Raw genomic sequence first — 22,935 nt, forward strand, 5'->3', positions numbered from 1 at the left:
ACCCCCAGGCTATTTCACGACCCTCAGCACGGGTGAAATGGAGGGACCGGCTGCCGGACATCTCCTTGGCATGACGGTGACATCGATTGAGGCTCGGAACGGGCCATGGCAGGAGGGGCTCGTGGTGGGTGCACGGCCTCGGGAGCGGTTCGAGGAGCTGTTCGGAGCGCATCGGGAGGCCGTGTTCGGCTATCTGCGGCGCCGAATGAACAGCGGGGACGACGCGGCTGATGTGCTGGCTGACACGTTCCTGGTCGCCTGGCGGCGGCTGGACGACGTCCCGGACGGGCCACAGACCAGGGCCTGGCTGTACGGCGTAGCGCGGCGGGCGTTGGCCAATCACCGCCGCGGCGAGGGCCGGCGGCACGCGCTGAGCGAGAAGCTGCGGCTGGAGTTCAGCCAGCACGCCGAGGTCGACACGTCGCTGCCGGACAGCTCGGCGGCTGCGCGGGCGTTCCGCGCGCTTCCCGAGCCGGACCGGGAGCTGCTGTCGCTGGTCGCGTGGGAGGAGCTTGACTCCGCGCAGATCGCGACTGTCCTCGACATCTCCCGCAACGCCGTCCGCATCAGACTCCACCGGGCCCGGAAGCGCTTCACCAAGCTGCACGCGGCCATTTCCACTAGCGAGGTTTCCTATGAAGACGCCTGAGGTCGACGCCGCAGTTCGCGGTCTCGCCCCCCAGCACACCGGCACGATCAGCAACGCCGCTTGGGCCGAGCTGGCCGACACTGTGACGAGTACCGACGCCGCTGCCGGCACGGCACCGAGCCGGCGAAGGCCACACCTGCTGATCGCAGCGGCCGCCGCACTGCTGGTTGTCGGCCTGGTCGGTGCCGCCATTGTCAGCCGGCCTGGGCAGGACCAGCCGCAGGCACTGTCGTTCACCGAGCGCGGCGACAAGATCATCGTCCGCGTGGTCGACTTCGAGGCTGACGCCGACCGCTACAACGCGGACTTCAAGCGGATGGGCCTGGACATCAAGGTCAAGGTCGTCCCCGTCAGCCCGCCATTCGTGGGGCAGCTGTCCAGCTTCAGCGGCCGGAACGAGCAGGACACGTCTCAGCTCCGCCTAGTGGCAGCGGGCGAAGCCTGCACTGGGACGCTGACAGCTGCTGACCCCGGCTGCCAGGAGGGGCTGGAGGTGCCGAGGAACTACACCGGTACGTCGACCGTCGAGTTCGGCCGCGCCGCGAAGCCCGGTGAGGACTACTACCACTCCTCGTCGAACGCCACCGACAAAGGCGAACTGCTGGAAGGTCTGAAGCTGGAAGGTCTGACGGTCGGCAACGCCGTCCCACTCATCAAGACGCGTTCGGTGCAACGGATCAGCTATCTCGTCGAGGGAGCGCCCTCGAGGTTCGACACCCGCCAGAGCGTGCCCGGGGACTGGTACGTCCACGGCACCCAGACCTTGCGCCCAGGTGAGGTCAGTGTGTACGTCGGCCCTCGGCCGTCCTGAGCTCAGATGCGGGAACCGCGGCGGGCCCAGGACCAGGCGAAGTAGTTCCAGACGAGGGCGCCGCCGCCGCAGAAGAGGCCGAAGAGGACGTTGTCGAGGTCGCGGGGGTTGGTGAGTAGGCCGTAGCCCATGAGGAGGAAGGGCACGGAGCAGGCGACGGCGATGCCGAAGCCGACCCAGCGCCAGGGGACGCGGCCCGGGGGCGTGGGCGCGGTGGGCGCGGCCAGCTGGTCGAGCGGGGGCATCGGTAGTCCGTCGAAGACGACTGCGAGCTCGGCCCGTGTGGTGGCGGCCTGCAGTCGGACGCTGCGACGCTGGAGCTCGTTGGTGTCGAGGCGGCCGATGCTGAACTGCTCGGCGAGCGCCGCCGAGCATGCTGACCGCTCCGGGTCGCTGAGGCGCAGCTGCTGCAGGTGCTTCTCCCGGCGGATGACCGGTCGCCGCCGCTGGGTGAGAGCCTCTGCAGTCACTTGACCCAGCGTGCTCCAGGGAGCCGCCTGAAATCGCCGGACCAGCTTCAACCGGCCGATACCGGCCTCGGTGAGCCCGTACTCGGTTGGCAGGCCGTCCTGCAGGTAGCTGGCGACGAAGGTCTCCGAGATCAGCTTGTCGAGCAGCTCCTGGACCTTCCGCTCACCAGCCCCCACCCGTCGAGCCACCTCGGCCCGGCTCAGGTCACTGTGTTCCATCGCCTCGAGCATCTGGTGCTCCAGCTCGCCGGTCTGCGGCGGCTCGACGAAACCCACCACAGGCTGCCGGCGCGGAACGTCCTTGAGCCGCTGGACCGGTTCGTCGAGCGGAGCCTTGCGCCACTCGCGCGTCCGCTGCTCCTCCGAGGTGCCACTGCGGTCGCGCAGCTGCTTGATCCCGCGGACGGTGAGGCTGTAGCTCGTCGGCTCGGGCGGCCGCGGCAGCGCGTGCACCAGGGCTCGGGCGACGAATGCGTCGAGCACCTCCTGTACGGAGCGCTCGGACGCACCCGTCCGCCGAGCCAACTCGGCGCTGATCAGCGCCGAGTCTTCGAGATGCGCGAGTACTGCCAACTCCAGAGCCGAATCCCCCACCGGAGAATTATCGCCCGGCTACGGAGAGCTAGTCGAATGTCAATTGCAGCAAACCGCCGGAGTACGTCGGGCGGAGTACAGCCTCCACCCGGACGTGCTGTGCTCGGACCGGCGCGAAGGGCGTGGTGTTGAACCGGTCACGAGCCACGTCGTACGCCGAAGCCGCGCTGACCGGCCGCCACGTCGTACCGTCCAGCCAGAGCACTCGCCAGGAGGCTGGTACCCGGCACTGCCCGAAGCCGGTGTCGTCGAACCAGTACGCCGATACCTGCTTGAGCTCGCGGACTTCGCGCAGGTCGTACTGGATCCACTCGGTCGTGCCGCGCCGGTCCCACCAGGTGAAGCGCGGGATCGAGGTGTCGGCGGACGACGATGGCAGCCGTCCGTCGTCCGCTGCCTCGAGTGAGTCGCCGTCCCAGACGTGGGACGCCGTGACGCGCGTACGCCGGAACCACTGCTGGCCTTGCGCCGCGACCTGCGGGAAGGAGCTCACTCGCAGCCGGGCGGAACCCATGGGGATCAGAGTGACCGTTTCGACCGGCTGAACCGAGCGGGCCGGGCTCTGCTGCAAGAGGCCGACCACGTCCTCGCTGTCGGTCTCCCACTCGGGGATGCGCCGAGCTTGCGTGGTCAGGGCGACCGGAACGCCCGCGGCCGTGAACGGATCCGCTCCGGCGTCCGTGCGTCGGCGTACCGGCTTGAACTGCGCGTCGCGGACCAGACCGTAGTTCCAGGGGGACTCCGGATGGACTGCGAGCTCAGGCCACTCCGCCGTACCGCCGATCTGCTCGTAGCGCTCGTCAATGGCCAGCGAGTAGGTCAGCGGACCCCGGTCGACGGATACCGAGTCCTGGTTGGCGTCCCAGACCCTGGTGCGGACTTCCATCGGGAGCACGAGCCGCACCCGGTCGTTCGTCCGCCACTGCCGGTCCAGCTTGATCCATCCGGCCTCGGAACGGACCCGCTGCCGCTCTCCGTTCACAGCGACGCTGAAGCTGTCTGCCCAGCCAGGAACCCTTAAATACAAGGGGAACCGACCAGCGCCCTGCACAGTGAGGTTGATGGTGTCGCCGAACGGATACTCCGTGTCCTGGACGATGCTGACGGTCTGACCGCCGGCTACCTTGGCCGTCACCTTGCTGGCGGCGTACATGGAGGCGGCCAGCCCGTTGTCGGTCGTGGCCAGCCACAGCTCCTGGACGTAGTACGGCCAGCCCATGCCGTAGTTGTGCGGGCAGCAGCGGTACTGATGTACGCCGTACTTGTAGGCCTGCATGGCGAAACCGTTCTGGAACTGGCCGTGCTTGACCCGGTCGTCCAGGTCCACGCTGTTCGCACAGGTGATGTAGTGCATGACCTGCTGCTGCGGGTCGTACGAAGCCGGCAGCGAGTTGAACGCGAGCTCCTCACACCGGTCCGCCCACACCGGCTCACCGGTGAAGCGGGTCAGCATCTCGAAGCTGTGCATCAGCTCGACGATCCCGCAGGTCTCGAAGCCCTGCCGAGGGTCACCGAAGCCGGGCCGTGAGTTCTCGTCCCCGGCGAACCCACCACCCGGGAACTGGCCGTACTGGCCCATCACGGTGGCGTAGTTCCGGTACGTCGCCGCCCGGTGCTGCTCGTCGCCCGACAACAGCCAGTACTGCAAGGGCTCCCGGAAACCCTGTGCCAGGTTGACGTTGTGCCAGGTGGGGATGCCGTTGACGTAGTCCGCCGAGCCGGAGTGCATCTTGTTGACCAGGTCGAGCAACCACTGGTCACCAGTGCGGTTGTACAGCCAGTACGCACTGTCGATGTTGTCACCCCAACGGAACGCACCCCACGACCGGTTGAACACCTCAGCCGGCTGCGTGTTCTGGAACCGCAGGTACTTCGTCATGAACGGGATGACGCGGTCGTCGCCGGAGTACTCATGCCAGGAGCGGAACGCACCTAGCAACGGCATGCCCGGCCAGAAGTCCGGTCCGCTCTCCAACGACGCCCGTAGCCGCTCTGGGCCGAACCATCCATCTGCGGCTTGGGTACGCAGGATGCCGTCGATCCAGCGGTGCGCACGCGTCAGTACGCCGGAGTCCCCGGTGACGTAGCCGAGGTCGCCGAATCCGCGCAGCCAGTACGGCAGCTCCTCCCAGGCGCCCTTGGCCGGGTCGACCCAGCCGTTGGTGTCGTAGACCAGGAAGTCGGAGATCTCGTCGTACCGGCCGCACAGCCCGCGGACCTGCAGGTCCAGCTGCTGGGCCAGCCAGCCGCGCGGCTCGATCGCGCCGGGCGGCAGCTTCTGGAACGGCACCGGACGCAGCGGGGAACGCTGCGGTACGTAGTGACCACCGCGGCCGGCAGGCGGTGCGAAGGCGGTGGCAGCTTCGGCGGTGGTCGGCTCGAGGGCGCTCACGGCAGCCGCCGCGGCCAGGGTGACGCCAAGGAATTCACGGCGCGGAAGTCCCTTCGATGGGGTCATGACAGGACCTGCTTTCGGGTGATTCGGGGGCGGACGAACACACCGGCACGGAAAAACGGCACACGTTTTCCGTGCTGTTAAGGTAGCACCATGAAGCGGCCGGCGGTACGGATCACGGATGTCGCCGCGTTGGCCGGAGTCTCCGCCGGGACGGCGTCCAAGGCGCTGAACAACACCGGGCAGCTCAGCCAGGACACGCGCGCCCGGGTGCAGCGGGCGGCCGCGCAGCTGGGCTTCACACCGGATGCGCGCGGGCGGGCGTTGTCGTCCGGCCGGACGTACACGGTCGCGTTGCTGACCACCGACAGCTCAGGGCGATTCAGCATCCCGATCATGCGCGGCGTCGAGGACGTCCTGAGCGCGGGCCAGCTGGCGACGGTCCTCTGCGACACCCGCGACGACCCGCTGCGCGAGCAGAGCTACCTGCGGTCGCTGGTGGCCCGCGGGGTCGACGGCATCGTCGTGACCGGCCGGCGGACAGAGCCGCGGCCGCCGATCGACGTACCGCTGCCGGTCGTCTACGCGATGGCGGCGTCTGCGGACCCGCAGGACGCGTCAGTGATCGTGGACGACGCAGCCGGCGCCGCTGCGGCAGTTACGCACCTGCTCGGCCTCGGGCGGAGCCGCATCGCGCACATCACCGGGCCAGCCGACCATCGGTCAGCGGTCGAGCGGGCGCAGGCGGTGGCGGCCACGACCACGCTGGTAGGTGCGCCACTGTTCGGCGAGTGGAGCGAGCAGTGGGGTCGCCAGGCGACGGACGTCGTCCTGCGTACGCACCCGTCGGTCGATGCGATCACCTGTGGCAGTGACCAGATCGCACGCGGCGTCTGCGACCGGCTGCGTGAGCTGGGGCGCGCTGTGCCGTCCGAGATCGCAGTGACCGGCTACGACGACTGGCCGGTGATGGCGCTGGCCAGCCGGCCGCCGCTCACCTCAGTCGACCTGCGGCTCGAGGAGCTCGGACGCCGAGCCGCGCAGCTGCTGCTCGACGCGATCGCGGGCCGCCCGCAGCACGGCGTCCTCGAACTGCCGGCAGTCCTCGTCCCACGGGAATCGACGCTGGGTAGCTGATTGTTGGTCGGAGTATGAGCCTTCCAGGACGTGCGTTGATTGTCGGCGGTAGTGGCGGCCTCGGTCGGGAGATCGCCCGGCATCTGGTCGAGCGCGGCGACGAGGTGATCATCACCAGCCGCTCGGCCGAGCGTGCGGAGTCCGTGGCGGCCGAGCTGGGCGCGCGCGGGCTGGCCATCGACCTCACCGCGCCGGAGACGATCGAGAAGGCGCTGACCGACGTCGGCGAGCTCGACTCACTCGTCGTCACGGCGATCGAGCAGTACAGCAACACCGTGCAGGACTTCAGCATCGAGGACGCCATCCGGGCCTCGACGGTCAAGCTGGTCGGCTACACCGAAGTCGCCCGCGTCCTGCGGCACCGCTTCCGCCCCGGCGCGAGCATCGTCCTCTTCGGCGGTCTGGGCGCCGTCCGCCCCTACCCCGGCTCCACCATGATCACCGCCACCAACAGCGCCGTCTCCGGCGTCATGCGCACTCTCGCCGTCGAACTCGCCCCCGTCCGCGTCAACGCCCTCCACCCCGGCGTCGTCGGCGACAGCCCCGCCTGGCGCGACCGCGACCTCACCCACATCACCGCCCGCACCCCCACCGGCCGCCCCACCACAACCGCCGAAATCGTCGACGCCACCGACTTCCTGCTCCGCAACGGCGCCGCCAACGCCATCGACCTACACCTGGACGGCGGTACCCGAGTCCTCTAGTTCGTCGTGCCCCGCCGGGCCCAGCGGAAGGCGACGGCCGTCCAGAGCAGCGCCGGCACGCCGAAGACGGCCGCAGCCACTTCACGGCCGAAGACCAGGAAGACCAAGCCCAGCAGGAAGAACGGCGCGGCGACCCAGACGGCGCCCACGAAGGCGGCCCAGCGCCAACGGCCGGTCGGGCGGCGGGTGGGCTGGTAGAGGGAGGGTGTGGGGAGGCCGGCGAAGGCCTGCTGGAGGTGGGCGTGGGTGATCGCCTCTTGGACCAGGTCTACGCGGCGGTGGAGTTCGTCCTCGTCCAGCCGGCCCAGGGCGAACTGTTCGGCGAGTTCGTCGATGCCGATTCGGCGCTCTTCGTCCGTCAACCGAATGTTGGCCACCCGCCGCCGAGCGGCCACGACGCGCGCCTCCTGCCCCGCTGCCGCAGCCATCCCCATCAGATCCGCCGGCTTGACCGGACGCCGCTCCACCATCCACCTCCCCTCACACTCTCCCTACGAGTGTGCCAGACACCCAAGCTCGGGTACCGTCTGAGCGGACCACTGCGGCTGGTGAGACGGGGGCTCGTGTGAGTTCAGCGCGTGCGTTGCAGATCCGCCTGCTCGGCCCGCTCGAAGTCCTGGCCGATGGCATCCCGGTGCCGGTGCGCGGCGGCCGTGCCAGAGCGCTCCTGGCCGTACTGGCGTTGTCCGCCGGTGAGCCGGTCTCGACCGAGGCCCTGATCACCCGCGTCTGGGGCGATGATCCGCCGACCGACGCGAGAGGCAGCCTCTACACCTACGTCCGCCGATTGCGGGCAACGCTCGGCCCCACCACGATCGCCAAGACCGCCGGCGGCTACATGCTCGACCTGGCCCCTGGCTGCGTCGACGCCTGCCGGTTCCTGACACTGCTGGACGAGGGCGACTACGAGCACCTGGATGAAGCGCTGCAGCTGTGGCGCGGCGTACCGTTCGGCGATCAAACAGAGTGGCTGAGCCGCTACCAGGCACCACGATTCACCGAGCGCTATCTGACCGCAGTGGAACGCCGTGCGGACCTCGAGCTCGCCGCGGGCCGCCACGCCGAACTGGTAGCAGAGCTGCGCGAGCTGACTACCCACCACCCGGTTCGCGAACCGCTCTGGGCCCGCCTACTACTAGCGCTGGACCGCTCCGGCCGCCCGGCCGAAGCCCTAGAGGCGTACGAGACCGTACGACGTCAGCTGGCCGAGGAGCTAGGCACGGACCCGTCTCTCGAGCTGCAGCAGATCCATGCCGATCTGCTGGCCTGCGCTGTCCGCTCCGAGCCTCAGAAACGCCCGGTACCGCACCAACTCCCAGCGGACCTCCCCCGATTCACCGGCCGAGCCGCAGCCATGACAGCACTCGACGCCCTGCTCAACAGCACCGAAACACCACCCGTCTTCGCACTGCACGGCGGAGGCGGGACGGGGAAGACCACGCTGGCCGTGCATTGGGCGCACCAGGCCGCACATCGGTTCAGCGACGGCCAGCTCTTCGTCGACCTGCGTGGATACGGCCCAGGCCGTCCGACTGACCCATCCGAAGCCATGGACGGCATGCTCCGCGCACTTGGCGTCTCCGGGGAGCAGATCCCGGACGGCGTCGACGCCCGAAGCGCCCTGCTCCGCAGCACCCTGGCCGACCGTCAGGTGCTGATCATCCTGGACAACGCGCGGGACGCGGAGCAGGTCCGCCCATTGCTCCCCGGCGCAGGCCAAACGGCCGTACTGATCACCAGTCGAAGCCAGCTCCGCGGTCTGGCCGCTCGCGAAGGCGCACAGCGCATCGCAGTCGGGACTCTCACCCCCCAAGAGTCAGTCGCGTTCCTAGGACGCCAGTTGAACACCGGGCCGGACGAGGCGTTCGCCGCCCTGGCTGACCTCTGCGGCCACCTGCCACTTGCCCTGGCGGTGGCTGCCGAACGCGCGAGCCGATGTCCCGGCAGCACACTCGAAGACCTGATTCGGGAGCTCCGCGCAGAGCGGGACCGCCTTCAGGTCCTCGAATCCGGTGAGGACACCTCCAGCAACCTCCGGTCGGTCTTCTCCTGGTCCTACCTCGCTCTGGCGCCCGAGTCCGCCCGAATGTTCCGGCTGATCGCGCTGCTGCCCAGCAACCAGTTCAGCACCCCTGCGGTCGCAGCCCTCGCCGGCTGCACCACACCGGCCGCGGCCGGTTGGTTGGACCGGCTGGTGGAGACGAACCTGCTCCAGACTGCCGCGACCAACCGGTATGCGATCCACGATCTGCTCCGGGACTACGCCACCGAGGTCGCGGGAGCATCGTCGTACGCCGAGGAGCGGGCAACTGCGATCGCGCAGCTCGACAGCTGGTACCTGCACACGGCGGCCAACGCACGCAGCATCCTGAACGGTCCGGCGACGTCCATCGAGCTGGAACCAGCGGTGCCCGGCGTACAGCCGATGGAGTTCGCGGACCATCATCAGGCCCGGCAATGGTTCGCCGACGAGAGTGTCGCGCTGTTCGCCCTGGTCCACGCCGGTCTCCGGGACGGGCGATACATGACGACCAACAGGCTCGTTCGGCTGATGTACCGGTACCTGGATCACATCCACGGGCACGCCGAGGCGATTGTCCTGTGCAAGCTCGCGATTGCGGCCGCACAGGCGGCCGGTGACCGTCTGGCCGAGGCGTCCGCGACCAACCAGCTGGGTCTGTCCAACCTGCAACGGGGAAAGTATGCCGAGGCGGCCGTCATCGTCGAGGCGGCGTTGGAGCTGTACCGCGAGGTCGGCTACCGCAGTGGCGAATGCCGCGCGATCGGCGACCTCGGTCTGCTGTGCACGCTGACCGGTGACAACGACCGGGCGGCGGTTCTGCTCGAGCAACAGCTCCAACTGGCGCAGGAGCTGGACATCCCGTTCTACGTGAGTCACGCGCAGAACAACCTCGCCCGCGTCTACGACGATGTCGGCCGTCCGGCGGACGCCGTCCGCGTGGCCCGGCAGGCAGTCGGCGGACACCGCGCCGCAGGACAACAGATGAACCTGTGCATGGCGCTCGACACGCTCGGCACCGCCCACCTTGGCAACAACGACCCGGACGCCGCGACCAGCTGTTTCGCCGAAGCGCTCGGGATCGCCCAGGAGTTCGGCAACCGCTGGGCAGAGGGCATGATCCTGCGCAATCTCGCCGAGACGCTCCTGCACGCCGGTCGGCTGCGGGAAGCTCAGGACGCCGTCGACGAGGCACTCGGCATCCTCGACGAGCTCGGGGTCGATGACAGCGCGGAGCTGCATCGCAGCGACCTGCTGGACATCCAGCATCGGATCAACGCGCTGCCGAGCCATTGAGCAGCGTCTGACCCAGGAGTGATGCTCGGTGGACGACAGCCTTGCCGTGTTGATCGCTGAGGATCAGCCCGGCCTCCCGCAAGATGCGGGTCTGCTGGCTCGCCGACGCCGGTGACAGACCGAGCTGGCCGGCCAGGTCGGTCGTCGTCCGGGCACTGGTCGCCAGCAACTCCAGTGCGTGTGACCTGGTCCGTCCGATCAGCGCGGCCAGCTGATGCCCGTTCGGCAACGCAGACGACGACCAGTCAAGGCGGTGCGGCACCGGATACGCCAGTACGACGGGTTGGCCGGGGACTTGCAGCACACTGACATCGCCGTACGCGAAGAAGGACGGCTGCAGGATCACCCCACACCCACCGGGACTGATGTCACGCTGCCCGGACTTACTAGTGATCAACACATCCGACCCAGCACGCTGGAGGAGTGGCGAGACTTCCGACAGCAGCTGCTCCACACCGCCTCGTGCGAGCTCCTGACTGCACCGGAGCAGTTCTTCGTTGATCTGAGCGTGCACCTGCGGCCAGTACGGCGAGAGCGCGAGCCGGTAGTACCCGTACATCGAAAGCCCCAACTCTCGCAGCGTCTCCGGCCGCCCGGCCGCAAGCGCACCGACCCACGACGGCAACTTGCGATCAGCGGCCAATCTCCGCACGTCGTCCGCAAGCTGTTGCCGAGGTGTTCGCAGGACTGCTTCGACCCCTGCGCCCAACTCGGTCGATCCCCCAGCCGGAGTGAGGAAATCCGGCGAGTACCCCTGACTCGGCGCCACCGTCAGCAACGCATCCAGCCGCCGAATCGATTGCTGCCGGCAACGACGTCGCCAGGCTCCGAACAGCACCTCCCCGAACGACCCGCCGAGTACATGCGCGCTGTGCAGAATCTCCCACAGCGGGTCCGCCCCCCGTGCCAGGCGGACCCGCCCCACGTCGTCCCCACTCAGCTGAATCCGCCACATCCGGAAACCCCCGTCCCCGTCGACTGTCGGCGACGCTACGGCTCCCGTCTGACACTTACCTGACGGAAATCTGACAGCCCGTGCGGATCAGCAGCTCGTCGACCACTTGTGCGAGCTGGCGCGGTTGTCCTTCGACGAGTGCGCCTGGTAGATCTTGCCGCCCACGATCAGGCACCACAGCTGCGTCCCGTAATTGGTGTCCGCGTAGACCCGGACCGCGGACGGCGCGGACGGGTAACCGGCGTTGCGGAACGACGTGCCCTTGTTGTTGATCGTGCTGCCCCAGCTGGAGTCATTGCCTCCCCAGCGCACTCGGTCGCCCGTTCCGCCCGCGCCGGTCCAGGCGCAGAAGAAGCCCGCATCACACGGCATCGCCGGCGCCGCGGCAGCCGTCCGGTCCGGAAGGTCGGAGGCGGCGGCGAAGGTGGGGGTTGCGAGCGGGATCGCGAGAGCGAGAGTCCCGATGGCGGCCAACGCTGTCTTACGCATGGTGATTCCTTTCTGGAGGGTTTACTCCGCTGCGAGAACGGAGCGGGCTCGCGGCAGCGCATCGCGCTCGCCACGCTCGAGGGTTCGGATCTCCTCGAGGTACTGGGTGCGCACGACGGTCCGCGCGCGCTCTTCCTCTTGCCGGGCAACGACGATCAGCCCGGTGCGCTCGGCGCAGACGGCCTCGGCCACCGCCAGCCGACGCTCCAGCGCACGAGTCGATGCCGTGTCCCGCTCACCGGTCTTCTTGGCGAACGCGGACCGGAGACTGTCCGGGCTCGCAGCCGGGTGTCCCGATGCCGTCATGCAGGTCGACCACGGGTGCAAGGCGCGTCGGTAGGTCTTCGACTCGATGACTCGGCGCTGGATCTGCGGCGTCAGGTTGTCGACCAGGACGCGGGCGCGGACCCAGGCGGCGTAGTCGCCGTACAGCTGGGTCCGTGCGCTCGCACGGCAGCCACCCGCGCTCAGCTCGATCCGGTAGTCCCCGGGCAGCGGTACAGTCACGACCGGTTCATCCGGCCGTCCGTTGAGCGCGGCGTCGAACGCCGCCCGTTCGGCATCGGTCAGGTGGTCGTCAGCAGGTGCCGACGCGCTGGGCTCCGGCTGGCCACTGAAGCCGTACTTCGCGGCCCGGGCCGGGTCGTCGAGCCCGTACGGCGAATCGGCCGGTTCGTCAGGTGTTGCGGCCGGCGGCGCCGGTACGACGTACCGGAAGCCGCGGGCAGCCATGCAGTCGCGGATCAGCAGCTGCTCAGCCTCGGCGACCACCGTGCGGGGGTCGCCGAGGGCGGGGGCAGTTGCGTTGCTGCAGCCGGCCAGCAACGCGACAGCCAGTGCTGTGAGCGCCGTCGTCTTCATGACGACGGACGCTATTCATCGGGTTCGGGAACTCCCGAACGTTTTGGTCACAGCTGAATCGAGCACGCTCAGTTCAGGGCGTTCGGGAGGGTTGCGGTCCAGGCTTCGCGGAGGTCGGTGAGGGGGAGCTCGAACTGGTCCTGGACGTCGAGGGTGTCGCCGGTGATGACGCCGATCTTGGTGTGCGGGAAGCGGCGTGCGGTGCACATGTCGGTGAAGCGGACCTCTTCGGTGCGCGGGACGGCGACGACCGCGCGGCCGGCCGACTCGGCGAACAGGAAGAGGAACGGGTCGAGGCCGTCGGGGGCCCAGACGCGGGCGCCGACGCCGCCGCGGAGGGCGGACTCGACCAGGGTCTGGGCGACGCCGCCGTCGGAGACGTCGTGGGCGGCGTCGATCAGGCCGTCGCGGGAGGCGTTGATCAGGATGTCGGCCAACTGCTGCTCGGCGGCCAGGTCGACGGCCGGCGGGCGGCCGCCGAGGTGACCGTGGACGACGTGCGCCCACTCGGAGCCGGACAGCTCCTCGGCGGTCTCACCGAGCAGGTAGAGCTGGTGCCCCTCCATCGCGGCGGTGAAGCCGATCGGCGTCCGCCGGGTGACGTCGTCGATGACGCCGAGGACGCCGACCACCGGCGTCGGCAGGATCGGGGTCTCGCCGGTCTGGTTGTAGAAGGAGACGTTGCCGCCGGTGACCGGCATGCCCAGCTCCTTGCAGCCGTCGACCAGGCCGCGGATCGCCTCGGTGAACTGCCACATGACGGCCGGGTCCTCGGGGGAGCCGAAGTTCAGGCAGTCGGTGACGGCGACCGGGCGGGCGCCGGTGGTGGCGACGTTGCGGAAGGACTCGGCCAGCGCCAGCTTGGCGCCGGTGTACGGGTCGAGTTTCGCGAAGCGGCCGTTGCAGTCGGTGGAGACGGCGACGCCCAGGCCGCTGGTCTCGTCGACGCGGATCATGCCGCTGTCCTCGGGCTGCGCGAGCACCGAGTTGCCGAGTACGTAGCGGTCGTACTGGTCGGTGACCCAGGACTTGTCGCACAGGTTCGGCGAGGCGACCAGCTGCAGCAGGGTGTCCCGCAGTTCCTCGGCGGTCTTGGCGCGCGGCAGCTTCTCGGCGCCGTCGGCCTGCAGCTCGTCCTGCCAGGACGGACGCTCGAACGGGCGGTTGTAGACCGGGCCGTCGTGCGCGACGCTGCGCGGCGGCACGTCGACGACACGCTCGCCGTGCCAGTCGATCTCCAGCTTGCCGGTGGCGGTGACCTCGCCGATCACGTCCGCCTGGACGTCCCACTTGGCGCAGATCTTCAGGAACGCCTCGACGTTGTCCGGCGTGACAACCGCCATCATCCGTTCCTGCGACTCGCTCATCAGGATCTCTTCCGGCGCGAGCGACGCGTCCCGCAGCGGCACCTTGTCCAGTGAGACGTGCATCCCGCCGTCACCGGCGCTGGCCAGCTCGGACGTCGCGCAGGACAGCCCGGCACCGCCGAGGTCCTGGATCCCCTCGACGACCTTGGCCTGGAACAGCTCGAGCGTGCACTCGATCAGCAGCTTCTCCATGAACGGGTCGCCGACCTGGACGGCCGGCCGCTTGGTCGGGCCGCCCTCCGCGAAGGTCTCGGACGCGAGCACCGACACGCCGCCGATCCCGTCGCCGCCGGTCTTGGCGCCGTACAGGATGATCTGGTTGCCCAGGCCGGTCGCGTTCGCCAGGTGCAGGTCCTCGTGCCGCATGACGCCGACGCAAAGCGCGTTGACCAGCGGGTTGCCGAGGTAGGTCGAGTCGAAGACGACCTCGCCGCCGATGTTCGGCAGGCCGAGGCTGTTGCCGTAGCCGCCGACGCCGGACACGATCCCGGGCAGCACGCGCTTGGTGTCCGCGGCGTCCAGCGGGCCGAACCGCAGCGGGTCCATCACCGCGACCGGGCGGGCGCCCATCGCGAGGATGTCGCGGACGATGCCGCCGACGCCGGTGGCCGCGCCCTGGTAGGGCTCGACGTACGACGGGTGGTTGTGCGACTCGACCTTGAAGGTGACCGCGTAACCCTCGCCGATGTCGATGACGCCCGCGTTCTCACCGATCCCGGCCAGCATCTTCCCGGCCGGCGTCTCCTGCGGGATCTCGCCGAAGCGCTTCAGGTGCACCTTGGACGACTTGTACGAGCAGTGCTCGCTCCACATCACCGAGTACATGGCCAGCTCGCAGCTGGTCGGACGCCGGCCCAGGATGTCGCGGATCCGCTGGTACTCGTCCGGCTTCAGGCCGAGGTCCGCCCACGGCTGCTCGACGTCCGGGGTGCTCTCGGCGTTGGTGACGGTGTCAGTCGACACGATGGGACTCCTGCACTAGGTGGGACTCAGGTGGAACGGTAACCGGCGACGCGAGGAGGTGCGCCACCAGCAGCGGTACGGCGAAGCCGGTCATGATCGCGGGCAGCGCGACCCCGGCGTCGTTCAGGAGCATGCCGACCAGACCACAGGTCGACAGCGCCAGCAGAGTCGGCCGGATGATCGGCAGACTCGAGTAGAAGGCCCGGTACGCCGGGAACGGGACGCGGCCCGGGAACACGGTGGCCAGCATCGCGACCACGACCCCGGCGAGCATCGCCCAGCCGGACACCCCGTAGAAGAACTGGACCGCCATCTGCAGCTTGCGGATCAGGACGTCGCTGACGTCGCCGTCCAGGAGGCGGGCGAAGAACGTGCCGAAGTGGCTGCGCTCGTCCTCAGGGCGCAGGTAGTCGAGGTAGGCGACGCCGGTCACGGCCAGGACGCCGGCTGCGCCCACACCGACCAGCGCACGGAACGAGATGCTCCCTCGCCAGGTCAGCCAGGCCATCAGGAGGACGGCGGGCGTCAGCGCGATGATACCGCCGAAGTCCGTCCCCCAGCCCGGTCGGCCGTCCACCACGATCGCAGCGCCGCCAATCGCGAGTACTGCGAGCGCGGCCTGCACACGGCTCTTGCTGACCAGCCGCTGCGCCGCCCAGCCGGCCACAACGAGCGCAGCGACCGCCAGAGTGGCGAACGTCGAGTTGCCGAAGCCGTAGAAGCGCCCACCGATCACAGGGCCGTCGGTGAACATGCTGCCGAACTGGAGCGGCGTACCGAGCACGCCGTCGATCAGCAGGATCACGTACGCCGCCAGCGCGATCCCGAGGAACGCATAGCGCTTCAGGAACACGTGCGCGAGCCCTGCCAGCAGCGCACTGATGCCCAGCACCACGCAGTACAAGGAGAACCCGGGCGCCGGCCAGCGCCACCAGGAGGTGATCGTGGACAGGAAGACCGCAATGAAGAAGCCGGCCTGGGTGAGCAGTGCGAACGTCGCTGCGGTGCGAGAGCGCGGCGTACGCCGCAGCCAGAACCACGCCACCGCCAGCAGCTCGGCCACCAGGATAGTCATCGACACCACGATCAGCATCGGCCGCGGCTGCTCGAACCGCTGGTTCGTGTCCAGCCGCTCTTCGATGACCGAGGCGGCGTCGCCGTGCCGATCACCGTCGACGCGGATCGATGCGCCATCGATGGGCCCGACATCCGCCGGCGACGGGTTGACGAGGATGCGGCTGCCGCCGAGCAGCGTGGCAGTCACATCGGTGAGCTGGATCAGCCGGGGCCGCCGCGTCGATTCACTGGTCAGCCACCGCCCACCGCCGTCGGCGGGGAACTGCATCGCGACCAGGGGCTGCTGGTGTGCGTTCGCCAGCTCTTGGGCGACGCCGACCAGCAGGACCCGGCTGTCGGTCGCCATGGCCTGCTTGACCAGCTCAGCGACCTTCAGACGCGCTTCCTTGCGACCTTCCCGCGGAGGCATTGCCCCGGCGTCGACGATGGCATGAGCGCAGTCTTCGCCGACCACCTTGGCCGGGTCGAACGTCGGGAACCAGTTGGCGACCGAGCCGTCCTTCTTGGCCACCGCCAGCGCGGCGCCCGGACCGAACCCGCAGACGCCGTCCTCCCAGGCGGCCAGCCGACCCAGGCTCGCGTCGGTGTGGCGCTTGGTCTGGAGGTCGACGAAGGACTGCCAGCCGGGGATCTTGCCGTCGACGACCTGCGGCAGCTCACACGGACGGTCGGGGTCGCTGGCCCAGGCACGGGTGCCGGCGCTGAGGGTGAGCCAGCCGTCGACCGGGCAGGTGTGCGGACCGGCGGTCTTGACGGTGATCGACCCGACATCGGCCTGGTCGATCAGCGCGGTCAGCTCGGGGGACGCCTGGACGTCGGCCCAGGTCAGCCCGGGCACGCCGATCACCACGACCTTCGGCGTCACCGCCGCGTGCGCCGTACCGGCTCCGGCGCAGGCCAGCAGACCCGCGACGGCGACAAAGAGGGTGCGGAGCAGGAGGCGCCGCAGCCCTGAGAGGGTCATCAGGAGGCGACGACGGCCTTCAGCACCGAGGTGAAGAAGCCGAGGCCGTCCGTGGTCGGTCCGGTGAGGGTCTCGACGGCGTGCTCCGGGTGCGGCATCAGGCCGACCACGTTGCCCCGCTCGTTGGTGATCCCGGCGATGTCGCGGTACGAGCCGTTCGGGTTGCCGAGGTAGCGGGCGACGATCCGGCCCTCGCCCTCCAGCCGGTCGAGCGTCGCCTCGTCGGCGACGAACGAGCCGTCCTGGTTCTTCAGCACGATCGTGATCTCGTGGTTCGCGTCGTAGTCGCTCGTCCAGGCGGTGGTGTTGTTCTCGATCCGGAGCCGCTGGTCCCGGCAGATGAACTTGCGCTGCTGGTTCTTGATCAGGGCGCCGGGCAGCAGGTGCGACTCGCAGAGCACCTGGAAGCCGTTGCAGATCCCGAGCACCGGCAGACCCTCGCCCGCCTTCTTGATGACGGTCTCCATCACCGGGGCGAACCGGGAGATCGCGCCCGCCCGCAGGTAGTCGCCGTAGGAGAAGCCGCCGGGCAGGACGACCGCGTCCACGCCCTTCAGGTCGGCATCGCCGTGCCAGAGGGCGACCGCCTCGGCGCCGGCCACGGCCGCGGCGCGGCGGGCGTCGGCGTCGTCCAGCGAGCCCGGGAAGGTGACGACCCCGATCTTCACTGCGCGTCGCTCTCGACGTGCAGGGTGAAGTCCTCGATCACGGCGTTGGCCAGCAGGGTGTCCGCGGCCTTGCGGATCTCGGCGACCCGCTCCTCGGTCGCCTCACCGTCCAGGGTGATCTCGAAGCGCTTGCCCTGACGGACATCGGCCACGCCGTCGAAGCCGAGCCGGCCGAACGCGCCGTGCACCGCCTTGCCCTGCGGGTCGAGGATCTCGGGCTTGAGCATGACGTCGACGACAACGCGAGCCACTGACTACTCCAGGTCTCGTTCCGGGGTGACGCACCGAATCCTACCGACCGCCTCCCGGATCGCCCCAATCCGGACTATTCACTCAGTACATACACTCAGTGTATAGTCACCCTATGGCAACCGCTGAACTCGTCCTCGGACTGCTCTCCGGCGGGCCCGCGCACGGGTACGACGTCAAACGCGGTCACGACGCGTGGTTCCCGGACAGCCGGCCCCTGGCGTTCGGGCAGGTGTACACAACGCTCGGGCGGCTGGAGCGGGACGGGCTCGTCGAGGTGGTCGAGAAGACCTCCGGCGGCGGCCCGGACCGGACCGTCTACGCACTGACCGCCAAGGGCCGCGAACACCTGTCCGACTGGCTCACCGACCCGGTCGCACCGGCTTGGGGAAACGCCGACGAGATGCTGCGCAAGCTGGTCGCCGCCGTCCGGACCGGGGGTGACGCCGCGGCGTTCCTGGCCCGGCAGCGGGCCAGTCACCTGCGCCGCATCCGCGAGCTGCAGGACAACCCCGCCGAGCAGGACCCGACCTCACCGATCGTTCGCGACTACATCGTCGCGCACCTGGACGCCGACCTGCGATGGCTGGACGGCGCCCTGGACCGCATCTCCCAGCAGGAGGTATCCGAATGACCGCCCCAGCTCTCGAGCTCACCGACATCGAGTACGCGTACCGCCGCAACGTGGCACTGCGTGGCATCTCGCTGCAGATCAACGCCGGGGAGATCGTCGCCATCACCGGCGCCAGCGGGTGCGGCAAGTCCACACTGCTGCACTGCGCGGCCGGCATCCTCACTCCGGACGCCGGTTCGGTCCGGGTGAACGGCGTCGACCTGACGACCCTGTCGGCGGACAGCCGTGCGGCGCTTCGGCGTACGGCGGTCGGTGTCGTGCTGCAGTTCGGCCAGCTCGTTCCGGACGTGAAGCTGATCGACAACGTCGCCCTGCCGCTTCTCCTGGCCGGCCACGCACGCCGGGAGGCGCACGTACAGGCGCTGGAGTGGCTGAAACAGGTAGGGATCGAGAGCGAGGCGGACGCCGTCCCGTCCGAGCTGTCCGGCGGTCAGAACCAGCGAGCCGCCGTCGCGCGTGCCCTCGTCACCGGCCCGTCCGTCGTGCTCGCCGACGAACCCACCGGCAGCCTGGACAGCCGTGCGGGCAAGGAGCTGCTCGAAGTACTCGTCCAAGCGGCCCGCTACCGCGGAACCGCCTTGGTGATGGTGACCCACGACAACCTGGTCGCCGCCTCCGCCGACCGAGAGATCCGGCTCCGAGACGGCGTCGTCCAACACGAGGTGGTGCTCTGATGACTATCGAATCTCTGGTCCTACTAGCTCGGTCCCGCACGCCGGCGGACCGCAGCCGGATCCGGCTGACCGTTGCGGCGCTGGCGCTCAGCGGCACGTTCCTGCTCGGCGCGCTCCGGGTAATGACCCTTGGCGGCGGCACGTTGTCCGCCGACGTCTACAGCAACTATCTGGCCGAGCCAGGGCTGCGGAGCGGCCTGAGCACGGTCCTGGTCATCCTGGCCGCACTGACCGCCGGTCTGGCCGTACAGGCCTTCCGGCTCGGCACGGCGGCGCGGGAGCGGCGGCTGACTGCGCTCCGGCTGGCGGGCGCATCCGACAAGCAGGTGCGGCGGTTGTCCGCGACAGACGCGGCCGCGGCGGGGTTGGCCGGCGGTCTGATCGCGGGGCCGGTCTATCTAGTGCTCAGCTTGCTGCTGGGTCTCCTGCCGCGGATGGCTCGAATTCTGCCCGGCGCCCAGCTTCTGGACTTGGCGGCGTGGGCCGCGGTCGCTGTGGTCATGACTGGGGTCGGCGTCCTGATCGCGGTCATTCTGCACCGGGATGATCTGACACCTCGCCCCGAGCGCTCGCCGGCCCGGCCGGGGAAGATGCGTCTCTGGATCGGGCTCGTTCTGGTGGCTGTCGGCGCGCTGGCGGCACCTCTGTTCGGCCCGCTCGCCGCGGCCGTGGGTCTCCTCGGCGTCGCGCTCGCGATGCTCACTGGATCGACGGCGTGGATCCAGTCGGTCGGGCGCCGCCTCACCAAGTCGGGCGATCCCGTTGGGCTACTGACCGGTGCGCGCCTCCTCACCGAGTCACGGCCGGCCGCTCGGATCGGCGCGATGCTCGGCTGCTGCGGCGTACTGCTCGGAGCGACGGTCAACGCACTGATGGGCGTGATCCGGTCCGACCGGAACAGGTACGACCTCGAGTTCTACGGAACCGGGTTCGGGCTGGGCATCCTCGCGCTGCTCCTCGTGGCAGCCACGGTGCTGGCTGCCCTGGTCGTCGGCGTCGCCGACCAGTTGGTCGATCAGCGTCGGCAGCTCGCATCCCTGACCGCGTTCGGCGTCGACGAGCCCTTCCTGCGCCGCGTCGTCCAGCGACAGCTTGTTCTGGTCGCCGCTCCGACACTGGGGATCGGAATGGCCGCCGGGATGCTGCTGTCACTCGGCCGGCTCGTCGGTGGCGGCAGGCAGTCGTACGACCCGATCTTCATCGCACTGGCTCCGGGCATGCTCCTGACCGGCGGACTGCTCGCGGCAGGCGGTGCGATGCTGGCCGGCTTCTTACTGCGGAACCAGCTGAGGGATGCGCTGCACCCGGAAAACCTCCGGGCCGCCTGATGCAGTCGTGCTACGCCCCGGCATGGGACTGGGGCTAGGACTACCGACACCGGCTGCCGACTCCACATACGCTCGGGGCATGTGGGTTTGGCAGCTGGTGCTGGCGATCGGGTTCGGGATCGGGTCCGCGATCGTCCCGGTCCTGAACGCCGAGGCGTACGTCCTCGGGGTGGGCGTCTCCGGCAAGCTCGACCCGGTGGTGGCCGCGATCGGCGTCTCGGTCGGGCAGACGATCGGCAAGGTCGCGATGTTCCTCGCCGTCCGCTACCGGCCCGGATACGCCGACCGGAAGTCCAAAGAACCCAAGCCGGTCAATCTGGACAGCCGCTGGGGCCGGTTCGTGCAGTGGAACCGAGACGTCAGCAAACGCCTTCTGGACGCGATGAGCGACCGGCGCTGGGGCATCCCGGTCACACTGCTCAGCTCGTCCGTCGGCATCCCTCCGCTGTACGGCGTCGCCCTCATCGGCGGCGCCTCCCGGATGGGTGTGCTGACGTTCAGCCTGTCCGTGCTGGTCGGCCGGGCCGCCCGCTTCATCCTGCTGGCGCTCGGCGTCGGTCTGTTCTAGGCGGTGAAGGTGTTGCCGGTCAGCTGCTCGTAGGCGGCGATGTACGCCGACCGTGTGCGCTCCACGACCTCGTCGGGCAGCCGGGGCGGCGCCTCGCCGGAGTGCCGGTCCCAGCCCGAGTCGTACTGCAGCCAGTCCCGGATGATCTGCTTGTCGTACGACGGCTGCAGCCGGCCCGGCTCCCACTGGTCGGCCGGCCAGAAGCGGCTCGAGTCCGGAGTGAGGACCTCGTCGGCCAGCACGATCGTCCCGTCCGGCCGGGCGCCGAACTCGAACTTGGTGTCGGCCAGGATGATGCCGCGCTCCTCGGCGGTGGCCCGGGCCCGGGAGTAGATGTCCAGCGTCGTGGCCCGCAGCGCGGCCGCGGTCTCCGCGCCGACCTTCGCCACGACGGCGTCGTACGAGACGTTCTCGTCGTGCTCACCCAGCTCGGCCTTGGTGGCCGGGGTGAAGATCGGCTCGTCCAGCCGGGACGCCTCGACCAGACCGGCCGCCAGCTCGACCCCGCAGACGGCGCCGGTCGCCTGGTAGTCCAGCAGCCCGGAGCCGGTCAGGTAGCCGCGGGCCACGCACTCGACCGGGAACATCGCCAGCTTCTCGCAGATCACCGCGCGCCCGGCGACCTCGGCCGGGACGTCGGTGGACACGATGTGATTCGGCACGCCGAGGTGCTCGAACCACCACAGGCTCATCGCCGTCAGGACCTTGCCCTTGTCCGGGATCGGCGTCTCGAGGATCCAGTCGAACGCGCTCTGCCGGTCGCTCGCGACCATCAGCAGCTCACCGGACTCGAGCTCGTACAGGTCCCGGACCTTGCCGGAGTGGATGTGCTTCGCACCGGGGATCACCGGGGCCTGCGGAGGTGTGGTCACCCGCCGATTGTTTCAGCGGACCGCCGGCGCTTCACAACCGCCTCCGTCAGCGGCTGCCGAGCGTGGGCTTTCGGGCCTGCCGCCATTTGTGTAGCGCTGCAGCTCCGCGCACCGCCATTCCCCCGACCCACATCGCCCCGTCCCGCAGCCAAATCGCCGCCGGGTTGTCGAGCTGGCCGACCTGGCCGATCTGCCGGGAGCGCTTCACCAGCTTGGTGGCGATCGGACGCCGTTCGGCGTCGTACTGCGCCAGCGCGACGACCGGGTCGGGGGTTGCGCGCAGGTGCCGGGCGAGCGCACCGGCGTCCTCGATGGCTGTGCAGGCGCCGCGGCCCAGGTTCGGTGTCATGGCGTGGGCGGCGTCGCCGAGGAGGGCGATCCGGCCGGTCGCGAACGGGACCAGCGGCAGCGGCAGGTCGTAGATGTCGTTCTGCAAGGTGGCCGACGTGTTGGCCAGCAGCGCCGGGATGGGGTCGTGCCAACTGCCGTACCGGCGAATGACCGCCGCCAGGTCGCCGCCTTGCCCAGGGGGCTGGTTGGCAGTCGCGTACCAGTACGTACGGCCGTCGATCAGCTGGGCGATCCCGAAGCGCTGCGCCGGCCCCCAGGTCTCGCCGCCACTGTTCGCCGGGACGCCGGCAATGCCACGGAATGCTGTGTAGCCGGAGTACTGCGGACCGGCGTACTGCGGGTGGAGCGCGCCGCGGACCACACTCCACAGCCCATCCGCCGCGATGAGCAGGTCAGCGCGCAGACTCCCGTCGACGAGGACGCCGTCGTCGTCCTGCGTGACCGTAGCGACCTTGTAGCCCGTCCGGACCTTCACGGCCGGACCGAACTCAGCCGTGATCAGCTCATGCAGCTGTGCGCGGTGGATCATCACCGGCAGCTCCACGCCCAGATCGGGCGCAGCGACGACCCAACTGCCGCGCGGCTTCCGCAGGCCGGTCGGACCGGACAGCGCGGCCGACTTGTCGATCCCCGTCACGCCGAGTTCGTTGAGAACGGCGACCGCCCCCGGCCAGACCGAGATCCCCGCACCGACCTCTCCCAAGGCCGGTGCGCGCTCCAGGACCGTGACCCCCCAGCCACAGCTCTGCAGCGCGACGGCCGCGGTCACCCCGCCGATCCCTGCTCCCACCACGATCGCCGTTCTCATGACCGATACTCTACATCTGTAGAGGACGCCG

21 protein-coding genes are annotated in these 22,935 nt (G+C 69.4%); 9 read left to right on the forward strand and 12 right to left on the reverse strand.

Annotation, left to right across the window (positions count from 1 at the left end; all coding sequences use genetic code 11):
* Window positions 1-124: 124 nt before the first annotated feature.
* Window positions 125-649 (forward strand): RNA polymerase sigma factor, encoded by a 525-nt coding sequence (locus tag ACZ6ZD_RS06370; RefSeq protein WP_465668938.1) that lies wholly within the window; start codon window positions 125-127, stop codon window positions 647-649.
* On the forward strand, window positions 636-1,460 hold the full coding sequence (locus ACZ6ZD_RS06375) for a hypothetical protein (protein WP_465668940.1): 825 nt from the start codon (window positions 636-638) through the stop codon (window positions 1,458-1,460). Before ACZ6ZD_RS06370 ends, ACZ6ZD_RS06375 begins: the two co-directional genes overlap by 14 nt.
* Before the next feature lie 2 nt (window positions 1,461-1,462).
* On the opposite strand, the gene ACZ6ZD_RS06380 is transcribed toward ACZ6ZD_RS06375, so the two are convergent.
* Window positions 1,463-2,524 (reverse strand): DUF1707 SHOCT-like domain-containing protein, encoded by a 1,062-nt coding sequence (locus ACZ6ZD_RS06380; RefSeq protein WP_465668942.1) that lies wholly within the window; start codon window positions 2,522-2,524, stop codon window positions 1,463-1,465.
* 28 nt (window positions 2,525-2,552) lie between these two features.
* Entirely contained in the window at window positions 2,553-4,982 is a 2,430-nt protein-coding gene (locus tag ACZ6ZD_RS06385) for a beta-L-arabinofuranosidase domain-containing protein (protein ID WP_465668944.1), read from the reverse strand.
* 90 nt (window positions 4,983-5,072) lie between these two features.
* Here ACZ6ZD_RS06385 and ACZ6ZD_RS06390 point away from each other — a divergent pair, with 90 nt between their 5' ends.
* Together ACZ6ZD_RS06390 and ACZ6ZD_RS06395 are read left to right on the forward strand one after the other, a co-directional pair.
* Window positions 5,073-6,056, forward strand: coding sequence for a LacI family DNA-binding transcriptional regulator (locus ACZ6ZD_RS06390; protein WP_465668946.1), 984 nt, complete (start codon window positions 5,073-5,075; stop codon window positions 6,054-6,056).
* 14 nt (window positions 6,057-6,070) lie between these two features.
* On the forward strand, window positions 6,071-6,760 hold the full coding sequence (locus tag ACZ6ZD_RS06395; protein WP_465668948.1) for an SDR family oxidoreductase: 690 nt from the start codon (window positions 6,071-6,073) through the stop codon (window positions 6,758-6,760).
* Here ACZ6ZD_RS06395 and ACZ6ZD_RS06400 read toward each other — a convergent pair.
* Window positions 6,757-7,230: a DUF1707 SHOCT-like domain-containing protein gene (locus ACZ6ZD_RS06400; RefSeq protein ID WP_465668949.1), complete on the reverse strand. Its 474-nt coding sequence runs from the start codon at window positions 7,228-7,230 to the stop codon at window positions 6,757-6,759. The two genes, ACZ6ZD_RS06395 and ACZ6ZD_RS06400, sit on opposite strands and share 4 nt — an antisense overlap.
* A gap of 95 nt (window positions 7,231-7,325) precedes the next feature.
* Here ACZ6ZD_RS06400 and ACZ6ZD_RS06405 point away from each other — a divergent pair, with 95 nt between their 5' ends.
* Window positions 7,326-10,076 carry an AfsR/SARP family transcriptional regulator gene (locus tag ACZ6ZD_RS06405; RefSeq protein WP_465668951.1) on the forward strand — a complete coding sequence of 917 codons (2,751 nt, stop codon included), beginning with the start codon at window positions 7,326-7,328 and terminating at the stop codon, window positions 10,074-10,076.
* On the opposite strand, the gene ACZ6ZD_RS06410 is transcribed toward ACZ6ZD_RS06405, so the two are convergent.
* From ACZ6ZD_RS06410 to purS, 7 genes are all read right to left on the reverse strand, one after another.
* On the reverse strand, window positions 10,054-11,031 hold the full coding sequence (locus ACZ6ZD_RS06410; RefSeq protein ID WP_465668953.1) for an ArsR/SmtB family transcription factor: 978 nt from the start codon (window positions 11,029-11,031) through the stop codon (window positions 10,054-10,056). The genes ACZ6ZD_RS06405 and ACZ6ZD_RS06410 overlap by 23 nt on opposite strands.
* 87 nt (window positions 11,032-11,118) lie before the next feature.
* Window positions 11,119-11,520, reverse strand: coding sequence for a peptidase inhibitor family I36 protein (locus ACZ6ZD_RS06415; protein WP_465668955.1), 402 nt, complete (start codon window positions 11,518-11,520; stop codon window positions 11,119-11,121).
* A 21-nt stretch (window positions 11,521-11,541) separates the two neighbouring features.
* Entirely contained in the window at window positions 11,542-12,381 is an 840-nt protein-coding gene (locus tag ACZ6ZD_RS06420) for a hypothetical protein (RefSeq protein WP_465668957.1), read from the reverse strand.
* A gap of 68 nt (window positions 12,382-12,449) precedes the next feature.
* On the reverse strand, window positions 12,450-14,711 hold the full coding sequence (gene purL / locus ACZ6ZD_RS06425; RefSeq protein WP_465668959.1) for a phosphoribosylformylglycinamidine synthase subunit PurL: 2,262 nt from the start codon (window positions 14,709-14,711) through the stop codon (window positions 12,450-12,452).
* The gene (locus ACZ6ZD_RS06430) at window positions 14,701-16,752 is read right to left on the reverse strand and encodes a hypothetical protein (protein ID WP_465668961.1); all 2,052 of its coding nucleotides are present in this window, start codon (window positions 16,750-16,752) and stop codon (window positions 14,701-14,703) included. The genes purL and ACZ6ZD_RS06430 overlap by 11 nt, the downstream gene beginning before the upstream one ends.
* Window positions 16,752-17,420, reverse strand: coding sequence for a phosphoribosylformylglycinamidine synthase subunit PurQ (gene purQ, locus ACZ6ZD_RS06435; protein ID WP_465668963.1), 669 nt, complete (start codon window positions 17,418-17,420; stop codon window positions 16,752-16,754). Before purQ ends, ACZ6ZD_RS06430 begins: the two co-directional genes overlap by 1 nt.
* Window positions 17,417-17,671, reverse strand: coding sequence for a phosphoribosylformylglycinamidine synthase subunit PurS (purS, locus tag ACZ6ZD_RS06440; protein WP_465668965.1), 255 nt, complete (start codon window positions 17,669-17,671; stop codon window positions 17,417-17,419). Before purS ends, purQ begins: the two co-directional genes overlap by 4 nt.
* Window positions 17,672-17,784: 113 nt before the next feature.
* Between purS and ACZ6ZD_RS06445 the strand changes: the two genes are divergently transcribed.
* The 4 genes from ACZ6ZD_RS06445 to ACZ6ZD_RS06460 all read left to right on the forward strand — a co-directional run bounded on the left by ACZ6ZD_RS06445 (window position 17,785) and on the right by ACZ6ZD_RS06460 (window position 20,873).
* Window positions 17,785-18,303 (forward strand): PadR family transcriptional regulator, encoded by a 519-nt coding sequence (locus ACZ6ZD_RS06445; protein WP_465668967.1) that lies wholly within the window; start codon window positions 17,785-17,787, stop codon window positions 18,301-18,303.
* Window positions 18,300-18,977 carry an ABC transporter ATP-binding protein gene (locus ACZ6ZD_RS06450; protein WP_465668969.1) on the forward strand — a complete coding sequence of 226 codons (678 nt, stop codon included), beginning with the start codon at window positions 18,300-18,302 and terminating at the stop codon, window positions 18,975-18,977. Before ACZ6ZD_RS06445 ends, ACZ6ZD_RS06450 begins: the two co-directional genes overlap by 4 nt.
* A complete protein-coding gene (locus tag ACZ6ZD_RS06455) occupies window positions 18,977-20,305 on the forward strand; it encodes an ABC transporter permease family protein (RefSeq protein WP_465668971.1) in 1,329 nt (442 codons plus the stop codon). Before ACZ6ZD_RS06450 ends, ACZ6ZD_RS06455 begins: the two co-directional genes overlap by 1 nt.
* Before the next feature lie 79 nt (window positions 20,306-20,384).
* Complete coding sequence (locus ACZ6ZD_RS06460; RefSeq protein WP_465668973.1) at window positions 20,385-20,873, forward strand: hypothetical protein; 489 nt, start codon at window positions 20,385-20,387, stop codon at window positions 20,871-20,873.
* Here ACZ6ZD_RS06460 and ACZ6ZD_RS06465 read toward each other — a convergent pair.
* Together ACZ6ZD_RS06465 and ACZ6ZD_RS06470 are read right to left on the reverse strand one after the other, a co-directional pair.
* Window positions 20,870-21,745, reverse strand: coding sequence for a phosphoribosylaminoimidazolesuccinocarboxamide synthase (locus tag ACZ6ZD_RS06465; protein WP_465668975.1), 876 nt, complete (start codon window positions 21,743-21,745; stop codon window positions 20,870-20,872). The genes ACZ6ZD_RS06460 and ACZ6ZD_RS06465 overlap by 4 nt on opposite strands.
* 46 nt (window positions 21,746-21,791) lie before the next feature.
* Window positions 21,792-22,904, reverse strand: coding sequence for an FAD-dependent monooxygenase (locus ACZ6ZD_RS06470; RefSeq protein WP_465668977.1), 1,113 nt, complete (start codon window positions 22,902-22,904; stop codon window positions 21,792-21,794).
* Between the last annotated feature and the right edge of the window lie 31 nt (window positions 22,905-22,935).

This window comes from Kribbella sp. NPDC104218 (genome assembly GCF_055584105.1).